The 21,888-nt window shown below is 70.0% G+C and carries 21 protein-coding genes; 10 read left to right on the plus strand and 11 right to left on the minus strand.

Going from position 1 to position 21,888, the window contains the following annotated elements:
• Positions 1 to 9 precede the first annotated feature (9 nt).
• On the minus strand, positions 10 to 1,143 hold the full coding sequence (dnaN, locus tag AB0M30_RS01570; protein ID WP_103340207.1) for a DNA polymerase III subunit beta: 1,134 nt from the start codon (positions 1,141 to 1,143) through the stop codon (positions 10 to 12).
• Positions 1,144 to 2,020: 877 nt separating this feature from the next.
• A complete protein-coding gene (gene dnaA / locus AB0M30_RS01575; protein WP_364578503.1) occupies positions 2,021 to 3,649 on the minus strand; it encodes a chromosomal replication initiator protein DnaA in 1,629 nt (542 codons plus the stop codon).
• Between the two features lie 603 nt (positions 3,650 to 4,252).
• On the opposite strand from dnaA, the gene rpmH reads away from it, so the two are divergent.
• The 9 genes from rpmH (at position 4,253) to AB0M30_RS01620 (ending at position 10,399) form a co-directional block, all read left to right on the plus strand.
• Positions 4,253 to 4,396, plus strand: a complete 144-nt coding sequence (gene rpmH, locus AB0M30_RS01580) for a 50S ribosomal protein L34 (RefSeq protein WP_103340210.1) — start codon at positions 4,253 to 4,255, stop codon at positions 4,394 to 4,396.
• A gap of 19 nt (positions 4,397 to 4,415) precedes the next feature.
• On the plus strand, positions 4,416 to 4,871 hold the full coding sequence (gene rnpA, locus AB0M30_RS01585) for a ribonuclease P protein component (RefSeq protein ID WP_364578506.1): 456 nt from the start codon (positions 4,416 to 4,418) through the stop codon (positions 4,869 to 4,871).
• 5 nt (positions 4,872 to 4,876) lie between these two features.
• The gene (yidD, locus tag AB0M30_RS01590; protein WP_103340380.1) at positions 4,877 to 5,212 is read left to right on the plus strand and encodes a membrane protein insertion efficiency factor YidD; all 336 of its coding nucleotides are present in this window, start codon (positions 4,877 to 4,879) and stop codon (positions 5,210 to 5,212) included.
• A gap of 5 nt (positions 5,213 to 5,217) precedes the next feature.
• Positions 5,218 to 6,366, plus strand: coding sequence for a membrane protein insertase YidC (yidC, locus tag AB0M30_RS01595; protein WP_364578509.1), 1,149 nt, complete (start codon positions 5,218 to 5,220; stop codon positions 6,364 to 6,366).
• 30 nt (positions 6,367 to 6,396) lie between these two features.
• Positions 6,397 to 6,951, plus strand: coding sequence for a R3H domain-containing nucleic acid-binding protein (locus tag AB0M30_RS01600; RefSeq protein ID WP_014467902.1), 555 nt, complete (start codon positions 6,397 to 6,399; stop codon positions 6,949 to 6,951).
• Positions 6,952 to 7,025: 74 nt separating this feature from the next.
• Positions 7,026 to 7,571 carry a DUF6886 family protein gene (locus AB0M30_RS01605; protein ID WP_364578512.1) on the plus strand — a complete coding sequence of 182 codons (546 nt, stop codon included), beginning with the start codon at positions 7,026 to 7,028 and terminating at the stop codon, positions 7,569 to 7,571.
• 145 nt (positions 7,572 to 7,716) lie between these two features.
• The gene (gene rsmG, locus AB0M30_RS01610) at positions 7,717 to 8,400 is read left to right on the plus strand and encodes a 16S rRNA (guanine(527)-N(7))-methyltransferase RsmG (protein ID WP_103340217.1); all 684 of its coding nucleotides are present in this window, start codon (positions 7,717 to 7,719) and stop codon (positions 8,398 to 8,400) included.
• Positions 8,401 to 8,456: 56 nt separating this feature from the next.
• Positions 8,457 to 9,404, plus strand: a complete 948-nt coding sequence (locus AB0M30_RS01615; protein WP_233225932.1) for a ParA family protein — start codon at positions 8,457 to 8,459, stop codon at positions 9,402 to 9,404.
• Entirely contained in the window at positions 9,401 to 10,399 is a 999-nt protein-coding gene (locus tag AB0M30_RS01620; protein ID WP_364578516.1) for a ParB/RepB/Spo0J family partition protein, read from the plus strand. The genes AB0M30_RS01615 and AB0M30_RS01620 overlap by 4 nt, the downstream gene beginning before the upstream one ends.
• Positions 10,400 to 10,532: 133 nt before the next feature.
• On the opposite strand, the gene AB0M30_RS01625 is transcribed toward AB0M30_RS01620, so the two are convergent.
• Complete coding sequence (locus AB0M30_RS01625; RefSeq protein ID WP_364578519.1) at positions 10,533 to 11,477, minus strand: D-alanine--D-alanine ligase; 945 nt, start codon at positions 11,475 to 11,477, stop codon at positions 10,533 to 10,535.
• A 27-nt stretch (positions 11,478 to 11,504) separates the two neighbouring features.
• On the minus strand, positions 11,505 to 12,842 hold the full coding sequence (locus AB0M30_RS01630) for a PLP-dependent aminotransferase family protein (RefSeq protein WP_364578522.1): 1,338 nt from the start codon (positions 12,840 to 12,842) through the stop codon (positions 11,505 to 11,507).
• A gap of 213 nt (positions 12,843 to 13,055) precedes the next feature.
• Between AB0M30_RS01630 and AB0M30_RS01635 the strand changes: the two genes are divergently transcribed.
• Positions 13,056 to 13,700, plus strand: a complete 645-nt coding sequence (locus AB0M30_RS01635) for a GNAT family N-acetyltransferase (RefSeq protein WP_364578525.1) — start codon at positions 13,056 to 13,058, stop codon at positions 13,698 to 13,700.
• 210 nt (positions 13,701 to 13,910) lie between these two features.
• Here AB0M30_RS01635 and AB0M30_RS01640 read toward each other — a convergent pair whose 3' ends face one another.
• From AB0M30_RS01640 to murJ, 7 genes are all read right to left on the minus strand, one after another.
• Entirely contained in the window at positions 13,911 to 15,059 is a 1,149-nt protein-coding gene (locus AB0M30_RS01640) for an N-acetylmuramoyl-L-alanine amidase (RefSeq protein WP_364578528.1), read from the minus strand.
• Positions 15,060 to 15,341: 282 nt separating this feature from the next.
• Positions 15,342 to 15,665 (minus strand): thioredoxin, encoded by a 324-nt coding sequence (gene trxA / locus AB0M30_RS01645; protein ID WP_003082899.1) that lies wholly within the window; start codon positions 15,663 to 15,665, stop codon positions 15,342 to 15,344.
• A 35-nt stretch (positions 15,666 to 15,700) separates the two neighbouring features.
• A complete protein-coding gene (gene trxB, locus AB0M30_RS01650) occupies positions 15,701 to 16,693 on the minus strand; it encodes a thioredoxin-disulfide reductase (RefSeq protein ID WP_364578530.1) in 993 nt (330 codons plus the stop codon).
• 76 nt (positions 16,694 to 16,769) lie between these two features.
• Positions 16,770 to 17,567, minus strand: a complete 798-nt coding sequence (locus AB0M30_RS01655) for a hypothetical protein (RefSeq protein WP_364578532.1) — start codon at positions 17,565 to 17,567, stop codon at positions 16,770 to 16,772.
• Positions 17,564 to 18,187 carry an RNA polymerase sigma factor SigM gene (gene sigM / locus AB0M30_RS01660; RefSeq protein ID WP_034284380.1) on the minus strand — a complete coding sequence of 208 codons (624 nt, stop codon included), beginning with the start codon at positions 18,185 to 18,187 and terminating at the stop codon, positions 17,564 to 17,566. The genes AB0M30_RS01655 and sigM overlap by 4 nt, the downstream gene beginning before the upstream one ends.
• A gap of 31 nt (positions 18,188 to 18,218) precedes the next feature.
• Complete coding sequence (locus tag AB0M30_RS01665) at positions 18,219 to 19,811, minus strand: protein kinase family protein (RefSeq protein ID WP_364578534.1); 1,593 nt, start codon at positions 19,809 to 19,811, stop codon at positions 18,219 to 18,221.
• A gap of 79 nt (positions 19,812 to 19,890) precedes the next feature.
• Positions 19,891 to 21,615 (minus strand): murein biosynthesis integral membrane protein MurJ, encoded by a 1,725-nt coding sequence (gene murJ, locus AB0M30_RS01670; RefSeq protein WP_364578754.1) that lies wholly within the window; start codon positions 21,613 to 21,615, stop codon positions 19,891 to 19,893.
• Positions 21,616 to 21,888: the final 273 nt, after the last annotated feature.

Below are 21,888 nucleotides of genomic sequence, written 5' to 3' on the forward strand. Positions count from 1 at the left end.
AAAATGCGGTCAGCCCGGGAGACGGACCGGCATGAGGAGGTACAGGTAGCCGGGGACGACGTTGCCCTCGGCATCGGCGGGCTTGATGAGCGCGGGCCGGTTCGGCGTGGTGAACGTCAGCTCCGCCCGGTCGCTGTGCAGCGCGCCCAGGCCGTCGACGAGGTAACCCGGGTTGAACGCGATCGTCACCGGCTCACCTTCGTAGTCGACCTGGAGTTCTTCCTCGGCGCTGCCCTCGTCGTCGCCGCCCGCGGACAACCGCAGCGTGTTGTCCCCGAATTCCAGTCGTACCTGAGTCCCCCGCTCGGCCACCAGCGAAACGCGCTTGATGCTCTCCGTGAGAGCCGACACGTCGATCACCGCGCGCGACGTGTGCGACGCGGGCAGCAGCTGGCGGTACGGCGGGAATTCCGCGTCGAGCAGGCGGGTCGTCGTGTAGCGCCCGGAACCGGACAGGCCGAGCAGGCCTTCGCCGCTGGCGAGGGCGAGGCGGATCGTGGCACCGCTGGCGCCGAGCGTCTTGGCCGCCTCGGCGAGGGTGCGCGCCGGGACGAGCACCGCGGCGTCGGCCAGGCCCTCGGCGGGCTGCCAAGTGAACTCGCGCATGGCGAGCCGGAACCGGTCGGTCGCGACCAGCGTCAGCGAGCTGCCGGAGATCTCGAGCCGCATGCCGGTGAGCATCGGCAGCGTGTCGTCCTTGCCCGCGGCGACGACGACCTGGGTGACGGCCTGGCCGAACGCGTCGCCGGCGAGCTCGCCCGCGAAGGCGGGCTGCGACGGCAGCTGCGGGTAGTCCTCGACCGGCATGGTCGGCAGGGAGAACCGCGCGGTGCCGCACGTGATGGTGGCGCGCGAGCCGTCGACGGAGATCTCGACCGGCTGCGCGGGCAGCGCTTTGGTGATGTCGGCCAGGAGGCGCCCGGACACGAGCAGGCGGCCGCCGTCGGCGATCGTCGCGGGGACCCCGACCGTGGCGGAGACCTCGTAGTCGAAGCCCGAGACCGTCAGCGCGTCGGTTTCGCCGTCCGAACCGGCGTCGAGGAGGACACCGCCCAGCACCGGCACCGGAGGCCGGGAGGGGAGGCTTCTGGCCACCCACGCGACGGCGTCGGCGAGCCCGTCACGCTCGACGCGGATCTTCATGCGCGCATCCTTTCGACGATCGAGCCCCGTGCGGGCTCGGGCCAGGCCTCGTTCAGCGGGGCAGTGACCGGCTGCCCCTCCGGCCGGTCCGCCCTCCGCTCGAGCGGCCGGAGCACGGACCAGGTGCAGGCATCCACGTTAGGCCGTCGCGGGCGCCGCCGTCACCTCGGCCTCCCCTTGACTTTGTCGACATGACGACTCGATCTCGCGGCTGTCCCCAGCTTCGGTCTTCGCCTGTTTTTGTTTTGTTCTCTCTCTTAGAAGATCTAAGGGCAGTAGCAGTAATAGGCGTTGTGGATTGTGTGGATTGAGCTCGTTTGCGCAGGTCGGACCGCTCGCGGGCGTGTGGAGAACCGTGGTGGCAGACCTGTGGGTAGATCGGGCCGTCCGTGGATGGTTTCGGGCGACGGCCGATCCGTCCACAATCGGGCCCGGTTGTCCCCACAGTTGTCCCCAGGTGTGGGGCGATTTGTACCCAGGGTCTGGGGGTACCGGACGGGGTCCGAACCCCTCTTCCGAGTGATCGGCTCCTCCTGTGCACATCATGTGGGCAACCTGTGGAATCAGCGTGGACAAGGGTGTGGATGCGCTGTGGATCGCCTGTGGGCGGGATGTGGAGGGAATTCGTGTCTTCGCTGGTGGGAGATCCGTTGGCACTGTGGGCAATCCGCCCACACGGTGGGGAAAACCCCTTGTGTACAAACAATTTTCGCGACTTTGGCGAAGCACGCGTACACGCCTTCGCTGCTTCGCGGGCGTACGCGTGCTTCGGACACTCCAAAGGCGACTGTGTCCACCGACGGCGGTGTCCACTGACGACAAAAGGGGCGTCCACAGTGAGTGGACGCCCCGAAGTCGTTGGGAGATAAGGGATGTGCTACTGGCGGGCGCGCTGCTTGATGCGCGAGGTCAGCTCCTGCACCTGGTCGTAGATCCGCCGGCGCTCGGCCATCTCCTTGCGGATCTTCTTGTCCGCGTGCATGACCGTCGTGTGGTCGCGGCCGCCGAACGTCTGCCCGATCTTCGGCAGCGACATGTCGGTCAGCTCGCGGCAGAGGTACATCGCGATTTGGCGGGACGTGGCGAGCGCCTTCGTCTTGCCGGGGCCGCACAGGTCGTCCAGCGTCACGTCGAAGAACTCGGAGATGACGCCCATGATGGTGGGCGCGGTGATCTCCGGGGCGTGGGAGTCGGGGATCAGGTCCCGCAGCACGATCTCCGCCAGCGCGGCGTCCACCGGCTGCTGGTTCAGCGACGCGAACGCCGTGACCCGGATCAGCGCGCCTTCGAGCTCCCGGATGTTCGCCTCGACGCGCGAGGCGATGAACTCCAGGACGTCGCCGGGCACCGCCAGCCTGTCCTGCGCCGCCTTCTTGCGGAGGATCGCGATGCGCGTCTCGAGCTCGGGCGGCTGGATGTCGGTGATGAGGCCCCACTCGAACCGCGTCCGCAGCCGGTCCTCCAGCGTCTCGAGGCGCTTGGGCGGGCGGTCGGAGCTGACGACGATCTGCTTGTTCGCGTTGTGGAGGGTGTTGAAGGTGTGGAAGAACTCTTCCTGCGTACCTTCTTTGCCTTCCAGGAACTGGATGTCGTCGACGAGCAGGATGTCGATGTCGCGGTAGCGCCGCTGGAAGGCGACCTTGCGGTCGTCGCGCAGCGAGTTGATGAAGTCGTTGGTGAACTCTTCGGTCGAGACGTACCGGACGCGCATGCCGGGGAAGAGCCGTTGCGCGTAGTGGCCGACCGCGTGCAGCAGGTGCGTCTTGCCGAGCCCGGACTCGCCCCAGATGAAAAGCGGGTTGTACGCGCGGGCGGGCGCTTCGGCGACGGCGACCGCGGCCGCGTGCGCGAAGCGGTTGGACGCGCCGATGACGAACGTGTCGAAGGTGTACTTCTCGTTCAGCTTCGTCTTCGACGTCTGCGGCTGCGCCGGCGCGGTGTACGGCTGGCCGGCGATCGGCTGGCCGGAGAACGTCGGCCAGATCTCGTGGACCGCGGCGAGCGCTTCGCCCTCTTCGTCGACTTCTTCGTCGGTGTCGTCGCCGTCGTCCGGTTTCGGCGCGCCGGCCTGGTGCGCCGGCATCGGCATCGGCGGCCTCGGCTGCGGGGGTTCGGCGGGCCGTGGCGGCGGCATCATCGGCGCGCCGTTGGCCGGCATCGGCGGGGCCGGTTCGGGACTCGCGCCGTTTTCCACTCGGCCGGGTGACGGCGCGTAGTGGGGCGCGGGCGCCGGAGCGACGGCCTCGGCGCTGTCGACCTTCACCGCGAGCGAGATGGCGCGGCCGAGCCGCCGGGAGAGTGCGTCGGTGATCGCGCCGCGCAGCCCGCGTTCGATCGCTTCCTTCGCGAAGTCGCTGGGCGCCGCCAGGAGCGCCGTGCCGTCGAGCAGGCCGATCGGACGGGTCACGCGCATCCAGGCGCGCTGCTGGGGGGACAGGGTCCCGTCGGACAGTTCGCGTACCACCTGTTCCCAGATGACACCCAGATTGTGCTGGTGATCCGACACCTGTCTGGCTCCCCTCCCCTCGTCGGCGTGGACGGCCGAACCGGCCCCGGCACTCCCCGGTCACTCCACCCGGCGATCACAGGAGACCTGTCCGCGCACCGGCACAGCGAATATCCACATAGTTGTCCACAGCTGTGCACTAATGTACGGCGACCCGCGGCGCTACCACCTGCGGGCTCGTCGTACGCCGGTGGGCACTCCACCACCCGGATACTCGTGCACCTCGACCGGTGACCCGAGAGAGGCACGCTAACAAGCCCCGCTCGTGGCCACAAGGCATCCTGGGCGGCCAGCATTTCACGGTGCACGGCCCGTTGCCATTCGGTGTCACGGCGTCGAACTCCGCGGGTGTGCCGGCCGGTCGCGTACCGTGGCCGAGGGGGTGCTTACCGGCCGCCCGACGGGGGTGCGTACCCTCGTAAGGTCTCCCGTATGCGACGGGTGCGTTTCGCGTGCCCACGTTGTCGTCGCTCGTCGTGACGAGGCCACACGTTGGTAGGAGACACCAGAGACTGCCGTGCGCCCGCACGACACGCCAGGTGGAAGAAGTAATTCTGCTTCCGGCGAGCGGGAACACGGACAACGCGAGACACAGGAGAAGCAGTGAGCAAGGGTAAGCGCACCTTCCAGCCGAACAACCGCCGCCGCGCGAAGGTCCACGGGTTCCGCCTGCGCATGCGGACCCGCGCCGGCCGGGCCATCCTGGCGGCCCGCCGTCGCAAGGGCCGCGGCGCGCTGTCCGCCTGATCGCCGGCCGAGGCGCGCCGTGCTGCCGGCTGCCGCACGCTTGCGGCGGAGTGAGGACTTCCGCGTGGTTCTCCGTCGCGGGTCCCGGGCAGGCAGGCGCCGCCTCGTCGTCCACGCGCTGACCACGGACCCGTCCGGGGCCGCCGACGCTGTGCAGTCCGATGACACTGTGCAGCCGGCGGCCAGGGCGGGTTTTGTGGTGAGCAAGGCCGTCGGCAACTCGGTGGTCCGCCACCGCGTCAGCCGCCGGTTGCGTCATCTCGTTTCGGCCAGGCTCGGAACACTGCCCGCCGGTACCGCGTTGGTCGTACGGGCATTGCCGCCGTCGTCGACCGCTTCCAGCGCCGAGCTCGGATCCGATCTCGACGCCGCGTTGCGTCGGCTGGGGCTACTGTCGTCGCGCCGTCCGGCCGGGGATGTCCCCCGCCCGACGCGTCCCGCGGACGCGACCCCCGACCACGGATCAGCGGTGTGACCGGCATGCGAGCCACCCCCGAGCACGACCCAGCGCACGACCACCTCGATGACGACGTCGCCGAGCCGCCGCGGCCCGGCCCGGTCGCCTGGGTCCTGCTGCTTCCCATCAAGCTCTACCGCAAGGCGATTTCGCCTTTCCTCCCGCCGGCTTGCCGGTTCTACCCGAGCTGCAGCGCGTACGCAGTCGAAGCCCTCACCCGGCACGGTGCCGGACGTGGCTCCTACCTCGCGTTGCGCCGGCTGCTGCGCTGCGGCCCGTGGACGCCACCCGGCCGTGACCCCGTGCCCGAGACGTTCTCGTGGCGACACCGCAGACCTGAAACACCGATCGAGGAGTAGCAGCAGTGCTCGATTTCATCTACTACCCCGTGTCCTTCATCCTCTGGTGTTGGCACAAGGTCTTCGGGTTCGTCTTCGGGGAATCGACCGCGGTCGCCTGGATCCTCGGCATCATCTTCCTGACGTTCACGGTCCGCGGCATCATGTTCAAGCCGTTCGTGAACCAGGTCCGGTCGATGAAGAAGATGCAGGACTTCGCGCCGGAGATGAAGAAGATCCAGAAGAAGTACGCGAGCGACCGGCAGCGCCAGGCCGCGGAGATGCAGAAGCTCCAGAAGGAGCACGGCGTCAACCCGCTGGGCAGCTGCCTGCCGATGCTTCTCCAGATTCCGGTGTTCATCGGCCTGAACCACGTCCTGCGCGCGTTCACGATGCCGCCGCCCGGTGGCGGCCCGAAGACCGAGAACTACTTCTTCAGCCAGCACGACGTCGAGTCCTACGTCAACGCGAAGCTGTTCGGCGTCAACCTCGGTGAAGCGGTCTACAACGGTGTCGGGGTCGTCAGCGGCGGTGCCACGAACGTCGGCTTCCACTGGAGCGTGCTCCCGGTCGCGCTGCCGCTGATGATCGTCGCGTCGATCGCCACGCACCTCACCGCGCGGCACTCGGTGGCCCGGCAGAACGCCGCGTCGGCCACCCCGCAGACCGCCATCATGAACAAGCTGACGATGTACATCTTCCCGCTCGGTGTCCTCGTCTTCGGTGCCCTGTTCCCGCTCGGCCTCCTCTTCTACTGGCTGGCGAACAACGGCTGGACCCTGATGCAGCAGCGCCTCGTCTACACGAAGATCGACAAGGAAGAGGCGGCCCGCAAGGCGGAGGCCGCGGAGAAGCGCGCGACGCTCGGCCCGAAGCCGGGCCAGAAGCCCACCGCGCCGAAGGTCGGTCAGAAGCCGGTCCAGCAGAAGAAGAACCAGACCGCCCAGACCGGCTCGGCCAAGAAGGTGACGAAGGCGGGCTCGGCCCACGGCTTCGCGCAGACCACGCCGGCGGAGGCGGCCGCCGCCGCTGCTGCTGCCAAGGCGGACAGCGCGACCGTGGCGGACCCGGCGCCCGCCGACGCAAATGGCCAGAACGGCTCGAAGGACAACGGCACCGGCGTGCCGGGCCTTCTCAAAGACTCGACCAGGAAGTCGGGCCGGAAGCGCCGCTGAGGCGCGACCGGTTCGGAGAGGAGACGAATGATGTCGGAGACGATCGACACGATCGACGCCGATCAGGACGACGTGACCCCGGCCGACGGAGAAGCGGGCGAGCAGAAGGCTGGAGGTGGCGACGACATCCTCGTTCAGGAGGGTGACATCGCCGGCGACTACCTCGAGCGCCTGCTGGACCTGCTCGACTACGACGGTGACATCGACCTCGACGTGGAGGCCGGCCGCGCGATCGTGAGCATCGACGGCGGCGAGGACCTCGAGAAGCTCGTCGGCCCGCGGGGCACGGTGCTCGAGGCGCTGCAGGAGCTGACCCGCCTGGCGGTCCAGCAGGAGACGGGCTCCCGCAGCCGGCTGATGCTGGACATCGCGGGCTGGCGCGCGGACCGCCGCGAGGAGCTGCGCGAGCTCGGCCGCTCGACGGCGGAGTCGGTGCTGAAGAGCGGCGAGCGGGTGCGGCTCCAGCCGATGAGCCCGTTCGAGCGCAAGGTGGTCCACGACGCGGTGGCGACCGTCTCGGGCGTCACGAGCGAGAGCGAGGGCGAGGACCCGAAGCGCCGCGTGGTGATCTTCCCGGAGTCCTGAGACCCGCTTGTTCTGGAGCGGCCCCATCCGACTGGTTCGGGTGGGGCCGCTTTCTTGTGTGCTAGGTGTGGCCCATGCGCCCCGCAGCCGGAGAGGTCCTGCACTTCTCGGAGGACCCGACGATCACCCGCTTCGCCCCGCACGTCGCCGCGACGGCCCGTCAGCCGGAGGCGTACGTCTGGGCGGTCGACGCGGCGCGGGCGCCGGACTACTGGTTCCCTCGGCAGTGCCCGCGCGCGATGGCTTGGGTGGTGCCGGAGACGGCGGAGCGGGATCGCGCGCTCCTCGGTCCGGGTGGCGGCTCCCGCGTCCACGCGATCGAGTACGGATGGCTCGAGGCGATGCGGACGGTCCGGTTGTTCGCGTACCGCTTCGCGGCTTCGGCGTTCCGGCCGTTCGGTGAGCACGCCCACGCGATGGTGGCGGTGACGCCGGTGGAGCCGCTCGGCCCGCCGGAGCCGGTCGGCGATCTGTTCGCGCTCCACGCGTCGGCGGGGATCCACCTGTGGGTGCTCCCCAGCCTGTGGCTGTTCGTGGACGTGGTCGCTTCGAGCTCGCTGGGGTTCAGTGGCATCCGGCTGGCCAACGCGGCGCCTCGTCCGAGCGAATTACACGCGTGATGTTTCACGTGGAACGATCCGCGGCGGCGGCCGGCTGAGTGGAGTTGTCCACATCTGCGGACTGTCGGCTCGTTTTCTCCGGTTCATCGGGGACAATCGAACGAGCGCGGTTTCACGTGAAACCGGCGGACGAGGAGTAGGCGGAGTGAGCTTGGAGGAGGCCGCGGAGACCGTGCGGGCCGCGGCGGGACGAGTGTTCGGTGAACGCGTCGACCAAGCGGCCGGGTACGTCGAACTCCTGGAGCGGCATGGGGTCGAGCGCGGGCTGATCGGTCCGCGGGAAGTCGAACGGCTGTGGGAGCGGCACGTGCTCAACTCGGCGGTGATCGGCGAGCAGATGCCGCCGGGCGCTCGCGTCGTCGACGTCGGGTCGGGAGCGGGGCTTCCGGGTGTACCGCTGGCAATCGCGCGACCGGACCTCGATATCGTCTTGCTCGAACCGATGGCCCGCCGGGTGGACTGGCTGGCCGAGGTGGCCGAGAAGCTGGAACTCCCGATCACCATCGTTCGTGGACGCGCGGAGGAGCCGCCTGTGCGTGAGCAGCTCGGTGGCGCCGACATCGTCACCGCTCGCGCGGTCGCCCCGCTCGCTCGTCTCGCGGACTGGTGCCTGCCGCTGGTCCGTCCCGATGGCTTCCTGGTTGCCCTCAAGGGCGCCAGTGCGGCGGACGAGATCGAGCGGGACGGTGCCGCCATCCGCAAGGCCGGCGGTGCCGATCCACTCATCGTCGAGTGCGGTGCGGCGGTCCTCGAGGTTCCCAGCACGGTCGTGAAGATCCGTCGTCTGCCGACAGCAAGCAAGCCGAAGGCGCGGAGCAGGAAGCGTTAACGGGTCGCGATGTTCCACGTGAAACGAAGCGACTCGACCACCGACCAGACGTCTAGATGGAGGAGGTGTCGAGACCGGTGAATCCCCCGCCGTCCGACTCCACGGAGACCAGCCACGACGTGGGCTGGACGCCGATCGCCGAAGAAGCCGCCCGCGCCGCCCGTCTGCTGCACCCCAAGGAGGGGTCGCTCCCCCGGCCCGGTCGCCGCCGGGTGATGACGGTGGCCAACCAGAAGGGCGGCGTGGGCAAGACCACCAGCACGGTCAACCTCGCCGCCGCGCTCGCGGTCCACGGGCTCAAGACGCTCGTGGTCGACCTCGACCCGCAGGGCAACGCGAGCACCGCGCTCGACGTCGACCATCGCTCCGGGACGCCCTCCATCTACGAGGTGCTCATCGGCGAGGTGACGCTCGCGGAAGCGGCCCAGCCGACCGAGCAGTCCCCCAACCTCTTCTGCGTCCCGGCGACGATCGACCTCGCCGGCGCCGAGATCGAGCTCGTCTCGATGGCGTCCCGCGAGTCCCGGCTCAAGGAGGCCATCTCCTCGGAGATCCTCGACGAGATCGGCGTCGACTACGTCCTCATCGACTGCCCGCCGTCGCTGGGTCTGCTGACGGTCAACGCGATGGTCGCCGCGCAGGAGGTGCTCATCCCGATCCAGTGCGAGTACTACGCGCTCGAAGGGCTCGGGCAGCTGCTGAGCAACATCGAGCTCGTGCAGCAGCACCTCAACCGCGAGCTCCGCGTCTCGACGATCCTCCTCACCATGTACGACGGCCGGACCAAGCTGGCCGACCAGGTGACGAACGAGGTGCGGAACCACTTCGGCGACACCGTGCTGAAGACCGTCATCCCCCGCAGCGTGAAGGTGTCCGAGGCACCCGGGTACGGCCAGACCGTGCTCGCCTACGACCCCGGTTCGCGCGGGGCGATGAGCTACGTCGACGCGGCCAAGGAGATCGCCGAGCGCGGCGCGCAGATGGAGAAAGGTAGTTCGACATGACCGAGCGTCGAGGAGGGCTGGGGCGCGGCCTCGCCGCCCTGATCCCGACCGGACCCACCGGTGGTGGTCCCCTGCCCGCACCCGGCGACACGGCGGCGGACAAGAAGGCGGCCGAGGAAAAGGGCTGGTTCGCGGCGAACGGTCAAGCGCAGCAGCATGCCGGTGAGGTCGCCGGCGCGGTCTACCGCGAGATCCCCGTCAGCTCGATCAAGCCGAACCCGAAGCAGCCGCGCCAGGTCTTCGACGAAGAGGCGCTCGCCGAACTCGAGCACTCGATCCGCGCGTTCGGGCTCATGCAGCCCATCGTCGTCCGCGAACTGGGGAACGACGAGTACGAGCTCGTCATGGGCGAGCGGCGGCTGCGCGCCTCGCAGCAGGCCGAGCTCGAGGCGATCCCGGCGATCGTCCGGCAGACCGCCGACGAGTCGATGCTGCGCGACGCGCTGCTGGAGAACATCCACCGCGTCCAGCTGAACCCGCTCGAAGAGGCGGCCGCATACCAGCAGCTGCTCGACGAGTTCGCGGTCACCCACGAGGAACTGGCGAGCCGGATCGGCCGCAGCCGGCCGGTCATCACCAACACGATCCGGCTCCTCAAGCTCCCCCTGCCGGTGCAGCGCCGGGTGGCCGCGGGCGTCCTGTCCGCGGGGCACGCGCGGGCGCTGCTGTCGCTGGAGGACGCCGAAAGCCAGGAGGAGCTCGCCGCGCGCATCGTCGCGGAGGGCATGTCGGTGCGGGCGACCGAGGAAGCCGTCACGCTCAAGAAAAGCGAGAAGCCGGCCAAGCCGAAGCCCGCTCCGCGCAAGCCGATCCAGGCGCCGGGGTTGCAGGAGCTCGCGAACCGGCTCTCGGATCGCTTCGACACCCGCGTGAAGGTCGACCTCGGCCGCCGCAAGGGCCGGATCACGCTCGAGTTCGGGTCGGTCGACGACCTCGAGCGCATCGTCGCGATCATCGACGCGAATGGGGCGAATCAGACACCGAAAACCGACTAGGGATCACCCCAGGGTGTTTCGTCACGGTGATGATTGCTCATCGCAGCCGTGGCGGACACGGCAAGTGATCATCGCCCCGAACGCGAAAAAGGCCACCGCGGAGGTTCCGCAGTGGCCTTTCGTGTGCGAAGGGTCAGCGAGAAATCGCGCGCCCGATAAGTTCGCCGAACACCGTGCCGAGCGACTTGCCCGCCGCCTCGATCGCCATCGGTACCGTCGACGTCTCGGTGAGACCCGGCGACGGGTTCACTTCCAGGAAGTGCACCGTGCCGTCCGCCGCGACGATCGCGTCGGTCCGCGAGATGTCGCGGAGCCCGAGGACGCGGTGCGCCGCGACGGCGAGTTCGGCCGCCGCCTTGGCCGCGGCGTCGTCGAGCCGGGCCGGGGTGAAGAAGTCGGTCAGGCCGGCGGTGTAGCGGGCCGTGTAGTCGTACACGCCGCTCTCCGGGACGATCTCGACCGCGGGGAGGGCCTCGGGCCCGTCCTCGCCCTCGATGACCGTCACGGCCACCTCGACGCCGTCCACGAACCGCTCGGCGAGCACGGTGTCCCCGTAGGCGAAGCAGCCGACCATCGCCGCCGGCAGTTCCGCCGCTTCGCGCACCACCTGCGTGCCGAGCGCCGAGCCGCCCTGGTCGGGCTTGAGGATCAGTGGCAGGCCGAGCGTCTCCACCATCGCGTCGAGCACCGCCTGGGCGCCGAGCTCGCGGAACGTGCTGTGCGGCAGAACCACCCAGCCCGGCGTGGTGAACCCGGCGTTCTCGATGAGCGCCTTCGCGGTCGGCTTGTCCCACGCGCGGCGGCAGCCCTGGGAGCCGGTGCCGACGAACGGCACGTCCAGCATCTCCAGGACCGTCTGCACCGAGCCGTTCTCGCCCTCGCCGCCGTGCAGGGCGACGACGACCGCGTCCGGCCGCTGGGTGCGCAGGCGCTCCAGCAGGCCGGCGTCGGTGTCCCACTCCTCGATGCCGAGGCCCTCGGACTTGAGCGCCGCGGAGAGCCGGCGCCCGGACCTCAGCGAGACGTCGCGTTCGTGCGAAAGCCCGCCGGCGAGCACGGCAACGGTACGGTCGACCACCGTAGGAACTCCTTAGAAGAAGAAGATTTAGACCGTGTCCGGGGACGGGTTCTGCGGTCCCTGGATCTGGCGCGCGCTCACGTTACCGAAGGTGCGGGCGAGGTCCATTTCGGACTCGAGCACCGCGGCCAGCCGCCGCACGCCCTCCCGGATGCGCTCCGGCGTCGGGTAGCAGTAGGACAGCCGCATCTGGCGGCTGCCGAACCCGTCGGCGTAGAAGCCGGTTCCGGACGCGTACGCCACCCGGGCGGTCACCGCCCGCGGCAGCATCGCCTTCGTGTCGACGCCTTCCGGCACCGTCACCCAGACGTAGAAGCCCCCGTCCGGCTTGGTCCACGAGCAGCCCGGGGGCAGGTACTGGTCGAGCGCGGAGAGGATCGCGTCACGCCGGTCGCGGTAGTTCTCGCGGAACTTCTTGATCTGGCCCTTCCAGTCGTGCGTGGCCAGGTAGCGCGAGACGATCATCTGGTTGAACGTCGGCGGGCACAGCGTCGCCGACTCCGCGGCGAGCACGAGCTTCTCGCGCACGGCGTGCGGCGCGAGCACCCAGCCGACGCGCAGGCCGGAGGCGAACGTCTTCGAGAACGAGCCGAGGTACACGACGTTGTCGGGATCCGTCGACCGCAGCGCCGGGTACGTCTGCCCGTCGAAGCCGAGCAACCCGTACGGGTTGTCTTCGACGACCAGGACGCCGTGCGTGCGGCAGATCTCCAGGATCTCCGCGCGGCGCTCGACGGCCAGCGTGACGCCGGCGGGGTTGTGGAAGTTCGGGATCGTGTAGAGGAACTTGACCCGGCGGCCGGCCTTCTCCGTCCGGTCGAGCGCCTCGCGCAGCAGCTCGGGCACCAAGCCGTTGGCGTCCATCTCGACGTGCACGACCTGCGCCTGGTACGCGGCGAACGAGCCCAGCGCGCCGACGTACGAGGGGCCCTCGGCGATCACGACGTCACCCGGGTCGCAGAACAGCCGCGTGACCATGTCCAGGCCCATCTGCGAGCCGACGGTCACCACGACGTCGTCCGGGTGCGCCTTGATGCCCTCCAGGGCCATGATCTCGCAGATCTGCTCGCGCAACGCCGGGATGCCGTGCGCCGAGCCGTACTGGAGCGCCACCAGGCCGTCTTCGGCGATGATCTCGGCCACCTGCGCCGACAGCGTGTCGAGCGGGAGGGCCGCCAGGTTCGGCATGCCGCCGGCCAGCGAAACCACCTCGGGCCGGCTGGCCACCGCGAACAGCGCCCGGATCTCGGAGGCGGTCATCCCCGCGGTGCGGGCGGCGTACCGCTCGAGGTGCGGGTCAAGGTTCTGGCGGCCGCTGGGGTTTTGTCGGCCACTGTGCGGCTTGCTGGGGCGGTTCTCGGTCATCGACGTTCACCCGGGGCTAGGCGGACACGGTCACTCCCGCGGGAGCTGGTAGATCCCATCGAGTGTAACCGGGCACCCATCAGGACCCCCTGGCCTTTCGGTGCTCGTCACATCGGCCTATCCTCGACCATGGCTCTCGTGTTCGTGCCGCGGATCTCGCGCGGCTTGACGAGCGGGGCAGCCGGTCGGGAGCGCAGGTCAGGGAGGTCGCGAGTGTCGCGTCGCGTCGTGGGCGTCACACTGGACAACCTGGAGCACCTGCCGAAGAGCTGTCGCCGGTGCGTGTACTGGGAGCTCGCCCCCCACCTCAAGCACCAGGCCGAGGAGTTCGGCGCGACCGAGGTCGAGAAGGAAGCCTGGGTCTCGAGCGTGCTGCTCGAGTGGGGTTCCTGCGGCCGCATCGTCTACAGCGACACGCTGCCGGTCGGGTTCGTGCTGTACGCCCCGCCGAACGCCGTCCCGCGCGCGCTGGCCTTCCCGACCTCGCCGCCTAGTGCCGACGCCGTCCTGCTGACCGCCTTCCAGGTGCTCCCGGAGTTCCGCGGCGGTGGCCTCGGCCGGATGCTCGTCCAGTCGGTCGCCAAGGACCTGACCAAGCGCGGCGTCCGCGCCATCGAGGCGTTCGGTGACGCTCGTCCCGACGAAGCCGACCCGGACGGCGGCCACAGCTGTGTGCTGCCGGCAGCCTTCCTGCAGAGCGTGGGCTTCAAGACGGTCCGCCCGCACCAGAAGTGGCCCCGCCTGCGCCTCGAGCTGCGTTCGGCGATCACCTGGAAGGAAGACGTCGAGGCGGCCCTGGAGCGGCTGCTCGGCCAGGTGACCATCACCACCGCCGAGCCGAGCCTCGGCCGCGCCTGATCGCTCATCCGCAAACGTTTGCGCCTGCGCTTCGGCGTGCCGTAACGCCGGTGTGCACAACTGTGGAAGAAGTGCCGAGTTATCCACAGAGCGCTGATAGGAGCGGTGGAAAACCTGTGGAGAACTACCCCGAAACCTGGGGACGCGCGCGTGGCGTCCCCAGGGGTGGTGGGGCAGGTGAAGGAGAGCCGCTAGGGGTTGTGGTCGGCCCTACTCGGCCTTCGCGAGCTCGTGTGCCAGGACGTCGGCGAACGTGAACGTGCCCGTCGGCTGGTCGCCTTCGCCGAGCAGGTACAGGCGCTTGACGGCGATCAGGATGCCCTCCGCGACGATGTCGCGGAACGCCGGGTCGCCGAGCTTGCGGGCGTCGTCCGGGTTCGTCAGGTAGCCGATTTCGATCCGGACCGCCGGGCAGCGGGTGCGGGTGAAGATGTCCCACGACTTGTAGTGCGTGCGGTTGTCCTGCAGGCCCGTGCGGGCCGCGACCTCGCGCTGGATGAAGCCGGCCAGCAGCTCGCCCACCGTGGACGTCGTGCCGTTGCCGTTGCCGAAGTGGAAGCTCGCGACGCCCTGCGCGCGCGGCGAGGCGTTCTTGTCGCTGTGCAGCGAGAGGAACAGGTCGGCGCCCGCGTCGTTGGCGAACTTGGCGCGCTCCAGCTCGGTGGGGCTCTGGTTCGGGCCGCGGGAGATCAGCGCCTCCATGCCGGCGGCCTTCATCCGGCCTTCGAGCCGGCGGGCGAGGTCCCACGCGATGTCGGCCTCGCGCAGGCCGCCGGCGACCACGCCGAGGTCGTCGCCGCCGTGGCCCGGGTCGATCACGATGCGCTTGCCGCGCAGCCGCGGCCCGGCCTGGCGCACCTGCTCCTGCTCGCGCAGGAACACGGGGCGCCCGCCCCGGGCCCGCGGCGAGGACAGGCGGTGCAGCTCGCGGATGGTCGCCGGACCGCACATGCCGTCCGGCGTCAGGCGCATGTCGCGCTGGAACGTCTTGAGCGCGCGCTCGGTCTGGGGGCCGAAGTAGCCGTCGGGGCGGCCGGAGTCGAAGCCGAGCTCGGTGAGCCGCTCCTGCAGGGTGAAGACGTCGTCGCCGTGGACGGGCGAGGCGATCATGTACGACAGCGGGCGGCTGCCCAGGTGGTAGCTGGCGCCCTTGAGCGCCTGGAACGTAGCCGGACCCACGATGCCGTCGGTCATCAGTCCACGACGCTGCTGGAAGGCACGAACGGCGTGCTCCACGGCGACGTCGAACGTGTCGTAGTCGTCGGTACCGGTGACCGGCGGGAGCAGGTCCATCCCGGCCAGGATGGACCTGATCTCGGCGACGTCCGGACCGGCGTCACCGCGGCGGAGTACCCGCATGCACTCCTCGCTCTTCCTCAGGCACCGGATTCGGGGGCTCGGTGCGTGGCAGGATTTCGGAAAACCTTCGCTGGGACGAGCCCAGGTCCTCTATTGTGCCTTGCCAACTCTGGGTGACAGCGTAGGCCCGGTAGGTGCGTCAAGAACCCGTTCGTGGAGTACCCACGCTGGCCGCTGTCACGCTCAATTAAGCAACATCGTTGAGATTAGCCCGAATGACGAACGAACCCGGGGCCCGCAGGAGGGTTCCCGCAGGCCCCGGGTTCGCCGGGCTGGTTCGGTTCAGAGGACGTCGGCGAGGTCCGACAGCAGCGCGGCCTTCGGCTTCGCGCCCACGATCTGCTTCACCGGCTTGCCGCCCTGGAACAGGATGAGCGTCGGGATCGACATCACCTGGTAGTCACGCGGCGTGTTCGGGTTCTCGTCGATGTCGATCTTGGCGATGGTCAGCTTCTCGCCGTTCTCGGCCGCGATCTCCTCGAGCACCGGGGCGACCATCTTGCACGGTCCGCACCAGGTGGCCCAGAAGTCGACGAGGACCGGCTTCTCGCTGGTCAGGACCTCGTCGACGAACGTCGCGTCGGTCACCTTGACGGTGTTGGCCATGGTTTCTCCTTCAGGGGTGGTTGAACGCCGGAAAGTCAGTTGGTGCCCGCGCCGTACCCGCCGCCGACGAGCTCGGGCGCCTCGTGCGCGTCCGATTCGCCGTGCTCCGCGAGCCATCGTTCCGCGTCGATCGCGGCGGTGCACCCGGAACCCGCGGCGGTGATCGCCTGCCGGTAGGTGCGGTCGACCAGGTCGCCGGCCGCGAACACACCGTCGAGGTTCGTGTACGACGTCCGGCCCTGGGTGACGACGTAGCCGTCCTCGTCCACGTCGACCTGCCCCTTCACCAGCTGGCTGCGGGGGTCGTGCCCGATCGCGACGAAGAAGCCCGACACGTCCAGCGTCGACTCGGAGCCGTCCTTGGTGTCCTTCAGCTGCAGGCCTTCGACCTTGCCGTCACCGAGCACCCCGGTGATCTGCGAGTTCAGCTTCCACTTGATCTTCTCGTTCGCGCGGGCGCGCTCGAGCATGATCTTGGAGGCGCGGAACTCGTCACGCCGGTGGACGACGGTGACGGACTTGGCGAACTTCGTCAGGAAGGTCGCCTCCTCCATCGCCGAGTCGCCACCGCCGGCGACCACGATGTCGTGGTCGCGGAAGAAGAAGCCGTCACAGGTCGCACAGGCCGACACACCGCGGCCGAGCAGTTCCTGCTCGCCCGGGACGTTCAGGTACCGCGCCGCGGCACCCATGGCGAGGATGACCGCGCGGGCGGCGTAGCGCTTGCCGTTCGCGACGACGTACTTGACGTCCCCGGTCAGCTCCAGCGACTCGACGTCCTCCGCGCGCAGCTCGGCGCCGAAGCGCTCGGCCTGCTTGCGCATCTCCTCCATCAGGTCCGGACCCATGATGCCGTCGCGGAACCCGGGGAAGTTCTCGACCTCGGTCGTCGTCATCAGCGCGCCGCCGAACTGCGTGCCCTCGAACACCAGCGGTTCCAGCTGGGCCCGCGCCGCGTAGACGGCAGCGGTGTATCCGGCAGGACCCGACCCGACAACGATCAGGTTCCTGATTTCCTCGGCAGCCACCGTGACCTCCGCTCGTAGTGACCTGTACCAGGCTCAACACGATCGTAGGTGGCCATGTTCCCAGCCGTGACAGCCGCTACTTCTCCCCGACGACCTTGTCGAACAACACGGCCGGATTTCCCGGCCCGCAGTCGGCGCCGAAGGCCACCAGGCGGAACTGGGCCAGCTTGCCGGTGGTCAGGATGATCATGACCCCGGCCTTGCCGCCCACGTTCACCGGGCGGATGCCCTCCGGGCGCACCTTCGGGTCCAGCCCGGCGGCCGCGATGCAGGCGTCGAGGCGGTCCTCGTTCTGCAGCGGGCCGAAGTCGCGGACGCCGATCGCCTTGCCGACCAGGGCCTGCGCGCCGGCGCCGTCGTTGCCGACCGAGGGGCCCGCCGGGGCCGCCACGTTCGGGGTGCCCGGCTGCTGCGCGGTGTCCGGGATCGCGACGGTCACGGCGACGACCGCCGCCGCGGCCGCCGTCAGGACGCCGGCGGCCCAGCCGAGCCGCTTGTTCCGGCGGCGCCGGGCCGCCGCGAGGTCCAGTACCGGGGCGTCCCCGGGCCCGGCCTGCCGCGGTGCCTGCGTGGCGCTCCGGGGACCGGCCTGGCCGGGAAAGGCGGCCGCTGCTTCGGCGGCGAGCGCCGCGTCCAGCCGGGCGGCGAACTCCGCGGGCATCCGCGGGGCCGGCGCGTCCGCCAGGGACGCGAGGTCGGCCTGGGTGGCGTCGAGGGCGTCCAGGATCGCCCGGGCTTCGGGATCGGCGTTGACCAGCGGCCAGAGCTCCGCCGCGCGCGTGTCGTCCAGGACACCGGCGTGGAGGTCGGCGAGCACGTCGACAGACCAGGGCGGACCGATGGTCCCCCCGATCCCCCGGCTTTCGTCCGTCATCGTCCCTCCCCGCTACCCGGCTGACGCCCGGCCCGTTTGCTTTCGTGAGTTGGGACGTTCGCAATCGCATCGGGGTTCCGCAGGTGCCCGAGAACCTTCGCGAGTTTCCCGCGGCCCCGTGCGCACCGGCTCTTCACCGTGCCCTCGGCGATGCCGAGCATCTTGGCCGTCTCGGCGACGGAGTATCCCTCGACGTCGACCAGCACGATCGGGGCACGCTGGTCTTCGGGCAGCTGGTCGAGCGCCTCGCGCACGAGCAGGCTGGTCTCCCGCTCGGCCATCGAGTCGCGGGGCGTGGCGGGCTCGTTGAAGCCGGTCTCCGGGAGCGGCACGGTCGGGCGCGCCTGGCGGCGGCGGATCCGGTCGAGGCAGGCGTTGACCACGATCCGGTGCAGCCACGTCGTGACCTGCGACTCCGCCCGGAAGTTCCCGGCCGCGCGGAACGCCGAGATGAAGGCGTCCTGCAACGCGTCGGCGGCCTCTTCCGGGTCGCGGACCGTGCGCAGCGCGACCGCCCACATGCGGTCGCGATGTCGCTGGACGAGTTCGCTGAACGCATGAGGGTCCCCCGCGGCGTGAGCCGCTATCAGATCCGCATCCGTGGGAGCTGCAGCTGTCACCCGCGAGAGCCTACTGACCCTGTCGGGTGCGTCACCCCGCAGGCAGGAAGGACAGGTCGCCTATTTCGGTCATGAACTGCCCGTCCGCGTCGCCCAGCTGGGTGATCCAGACGACGAAGTACTCGCCCTGCGTCGGCTGGGCCAGCGGGATCGTCGTATCGCCGTCCTTCAGGTCGCCGTTGCCGACCACCTTCGTGTCGGCCAGGTCGGGGTTCTTCCCGGTCGCCGACCGGATCTCGACCTTGGTGCCCGGGGTGCCCCCGATGACCTTCACCTGGCTGAGGTTGATCGGGTTTTCGAACGCGACGAGCAGCCCGACACCCGGCTTGATGGTGGGGAACTGCTGCCGGTACTTCTCGGTCCGCCACACCGTCTCGGGCTTGCCGTCGGTCGCGAACTTCGCCCGGCCGGTGTTGTCGCCCTTGCCCTCGGGGTTGTAGACGGCCACCGACTGCGGGGGCACCGCGGCGCCCACGGACGGCGAAGGCGGCGGGGCCGGGGCCGACGAGGGCGCGGGCTGCGGCCCGTTCTGCTGGCTCGAGGCCGGCGGCGCGGCGACGTTGATCGACGGCCCGCTCGCCTTCGAATCGCCCTGGAAGACGTTGATCAGCATCAGGCCGCCCCAGGCGAGGATGATGACGGTCGCGACCACCAGGACCGTGACGCCGAGGGCGAGCTTGCGCCGCCGGGCGACGTCCTTGACCGGCTTCTTCGTCGTCCAGATCGTGCCGTCCGGCTCGGCGGCGTCCCCGCCGACGGCCTTGATCAGCTGGGTGCGCTCCTCTTCCTCGGCCACCTGGTCGAGGACGCGCAGGATGGCCGCGCTGGTGCGGATGCCGCCGTTGCCGCCGTCCTCGATCGTGCGGACGGCCAGCGACGACAGATCGGCCGGCACCGTCGGCACCAGCTGGCGCGGCGGGACGATCCGGTTCTGCGGCGTCATCGGGGCCGCCGGGATCGCGGGCGGGCCGCCGGGCAGCGCCCAGCGGCCGGTCAGCAGCAGGTACAGGACCGCGCCGAGCGCCTTGACATCGTCGCGCAGCGTCGCCTCCGGCAACGGGCCGGGGAACGCGAGCTTGAGCGCGCCGCTCGGCGTCAGCCGCAGGCGCTGGGGGTGGTCGAGGCCGAGGACGAGGCCGTTCTGGTGCGCCTGCTCGACGGCTTCGGCCAGCGCCTGCACCATCCGCGCGGCCGCGGCCGGCGCCACCGGCCGCTGCGCGACGAGGTCGACCAGGTCGCTGCCCTTGGTCCACTCCGCGACCACGACCCCGAGCAGGCCTTCGCTCGAGGTGATGCCGCTGCCGAGGGCGAGCACGTCCAGCACGCGGGCGACACCGCCGTGGCCGAACTTCGAAGCGTGCGTCGCGCGCTCCAGCGTCCGCCGGGCCAGCCGGGCGGCTTCGGGATCCGCCGGGTCGCCGACCAGCAGGGTCAGCGCGACGTCCCGCTTCAGCTGCCCGTCCCGGGCACGCCAAAGGTGCGCGTCACCCCGCTCGTCCACGCCGAACTGCGCGAGGAGGCGGTAGCGGCCGTCGCCGACCACGCGCCCGGGGGCCAGCGATCCGACCTGGGCCTTGCCCACGTGGTTCGCACCCCCCGCCTGTTCGCTCCGCCTCGTGTCCACCCGCACTCTCCCGTTAGCTCCCCGCTCCAAGGTTACCCAGAATACGACGCGGGAGTCGTCGCCTTCCGTACCGCAATCGTTACCGGCGCTTGATCAACCGGGTGAACCTCGAAGTGGCCGGCTGGAGCTCCTCCACCTTGAGGGCCATGAGCACGCCGAACGAGACGACGATGCCGACCACGCTCTGCAGCAGCAGCTTTGCCCAGGCGCCCAGCCGCGGCCCGAAGAAGTCCGGCACGAGCTTGCCGGCGACCCACGCCGCGGCCACCCCGAGGACGCTCGCCACGACCGTGAACAGAATCACGCCGATCACCCGCTTGCTGCGCAAGTTGCCCAGCGTCACCCACAGCCAAACCTGGCCGAGGATCGCGCCGACCACGAACGTCAGCGCGTTGACCATCATCACGCCGAGCACGACGTTGTCCGGCGCCAGCAGCACCGGGCACAGGTACAGCAGCGGCACCTTGACCAGCGTCATCACGATCATGATCAGCGTCGGCGTGCGGGCGTCCTTCATCGCGTAGAACACGCGCATCTGCAGCATCACCAGCGCGTACGGCAGCAGGGCGAACGCCGAGATCGCCAGCGCGTCGCCGAGCCGCTCGGCCGTGTCGAGCGTGCCCTTGCCGAAGGTGAACAGCGCGATGCCGATCGAGCCGCCGACCACGGTCATCACCGCGGAGATCGGCACGAGCATCACCGTGGAGATCCGGGACGCGTAGGACAGGTCGCCGATCAGCTTCTTGTGGTCGCCGTCGGCGGCCGCGCGGCTCATCCGCGGCATGATCGCCGTCAGCAGGGAGACGCCGATGACGCCGTACGGCAGCTGGAAGAGCAGCCACGCGTTGCTGTAGGCCGTCACCCCACCGGGCGAACCGCTGGTCAGCACGCGCGTGTTGATCGTGTAGCCGATCTGGCTCACCGCGACGTAGCCGAGGATCCACAGCGCGAGGCCGCCGAACTCCTTCATCTGCTTGTCGATGCCCCAGCGCCACTTGAACCGGAAGCCGGACCGCAGCAGCGGCGGCACCAGCAGCACCGCCTGGGCGACGATGCCGCCGGTGACGCCGATGCCCAGCGTCAGCACCTTGGGGTCGGTGATCGAGACGTGGCCGGTGTCGATGTCGCCCGGCATGATCCAGACGACCAGGATCGTGAAGATGACGACCAGGTTGTTGACCACCGGCGCCCACGCCGTCGGCCCGAAGATCTGCTTGGCGTTGAGCACGGCCGAGAGCAGCGCGAACACGCCGTAGAAGAAGATCTCCGGCAGCAGCAGGTAGGCGAACGCGGTGGTGAGGTCCGCGCTCGCCGCGCCGGACGAGTCGACATAGAGACTCGTGAACGCCGGTGCCGCGATCACCGCCACCACCGTGCCGACCAGCAGCAGCGAGAACGCCACCGTGATCAGGCGCTGGGTGTAGGCCGTGCCGCCGTCGGGGTCGTCCTGCGACCGCACCAGCAGCGGTACGACGACGCTGGCGAGCACGCCACCCATCAGCAGCTCGAAGATGATGTTCGGCATCGTGTTGGCGACGTTGAACGAGTCGTTCGCGATGCCCTGGCCGATCGCGCCGACCAGCAGCAGCTTCCACAGGAAGCCGGTGATCCGGCTGATCAGCGAGGCGATGGCCATCCGGCCCGACGCCTTCGCCAGCGACGGCGCCTTGGCCGGGGCCTCCGGCGCTTCTCCGTCCGGGCGGGGCTTGACCAGCGGCCCCTTGAGCGCCGGCATGACCTGGGTGGCCAGCGCGTCGTACGGCCGCATGACGTCGGGGTCGGCGACCGGCCAGCGCGAGTTCATCGGGACGCCGGCGGTGCGCGGGATGAACCGCGTCGCCTCCGGGTCGGGTGGGCGCGGGGCCTGCTGTGCCTCCTCCTGCCACGGCCGGACGGGCGCCGGACGCCGGGAGCCGCGGCCGCGGGGCGGGACGGGCGTGCCCGGCGGCGGGGTGCCGGGGCTCGGCACCGGATTGCCCGGCGGCGGGGTCGAGGGCGGCGGGGTCGAGGGCGGCGGCAGCGGCGGTCCGGACGGCTGCGGCAGCCGCCCCTGCAGCGACGCGTTCTGCTGCGGCGG

This window comes from Amycolatopsis sp. NPDC051716 (assembly GCF_040681595.1).
Classification (GTDB): Bacteria; Actinomycetota; Actinomycetes; order Mycobacteriales; family Pseudonocardiaceae; genus Amycolatopsis.

Bases quoted from the DNA above. Each gene is read 5' to 3' on its own strand.
- AB0M30_RS01620 (WP_364578516.1), top strand. From the start codon at position 9,401: ATGACCGAGCGTCGAGGAGGGCTGGGGCGCGGCCTCGCCGCCCTGATC.
- AB0M30_RS01640 (WP_364578528.1), bottom strand. From the start codon at position 15,059: ATGCGGGTACTCCGCCGCGGTGACGCCGGTCCGGACGTCGCCGAGATC.
- trxA (WP_003082899.1), bottom strand. From the start codon at position 15,665: ATGGCCAACACCGTCAAGGTGACCGACGCGACGTTCGTCGACGAGGTC.
- AB0M30_RS01655 (WP_364578532.1), bottom strand. From the start codon at position 17,567: ATGACGGACGAAAGCCGGGGGATCGGGGGGACCATCGGTCCGCCCTGG.
- AB0M30_RS01605 (WP_364578512.1), top strand. From the start codon at position 7,026: ATGCGCCCCGCAGCCGGAGAGGTCCTGCACTTCTCGGAGGACCCGACG.
- AB0M30_RS01630 (WP_364578522.1), bottom strand. From the start codon at position 12,842: ATGACCGAGAACCGCCCCAGCAAGCCGCACAGTGGCCGACAAAACCCC.
- yidD (WP_103340380.1), top strand. From the start codon at position 4,877: ATGCGAGCCACCCCCGAGCACGACCCAGCGCACGACCACCTCGATGAC.
- dnaN (WP_103340207.1), bottom strand. From the start codon at position 1,143: ATGAAGATCCGCGTCGAGCGTGACGGGCTCGCCGACGCCGTCGCGTGG.
- murJ (WP_364578754.1), bottom strand. From the start codon at position 21,615: ATGAACTCGCGCTGGCCGGTCGCCGACCCCGACGTCATGCGGCCGTAC.
- AB0M30_RS01615 (WP_233225932.1), top strand. From the start codon at position 8,457: ATGGAGGAGGTGTCGAGACCGGTGAATCCCCCGCCGTCCGACTCCACG.
- AB0M30_RS01600 (WP_014467902.1), top strand. From the start codon at position 6,397: ATGTCGGAGACGATCGACACGATCGACGCCGATCAGGACGACGTGACC.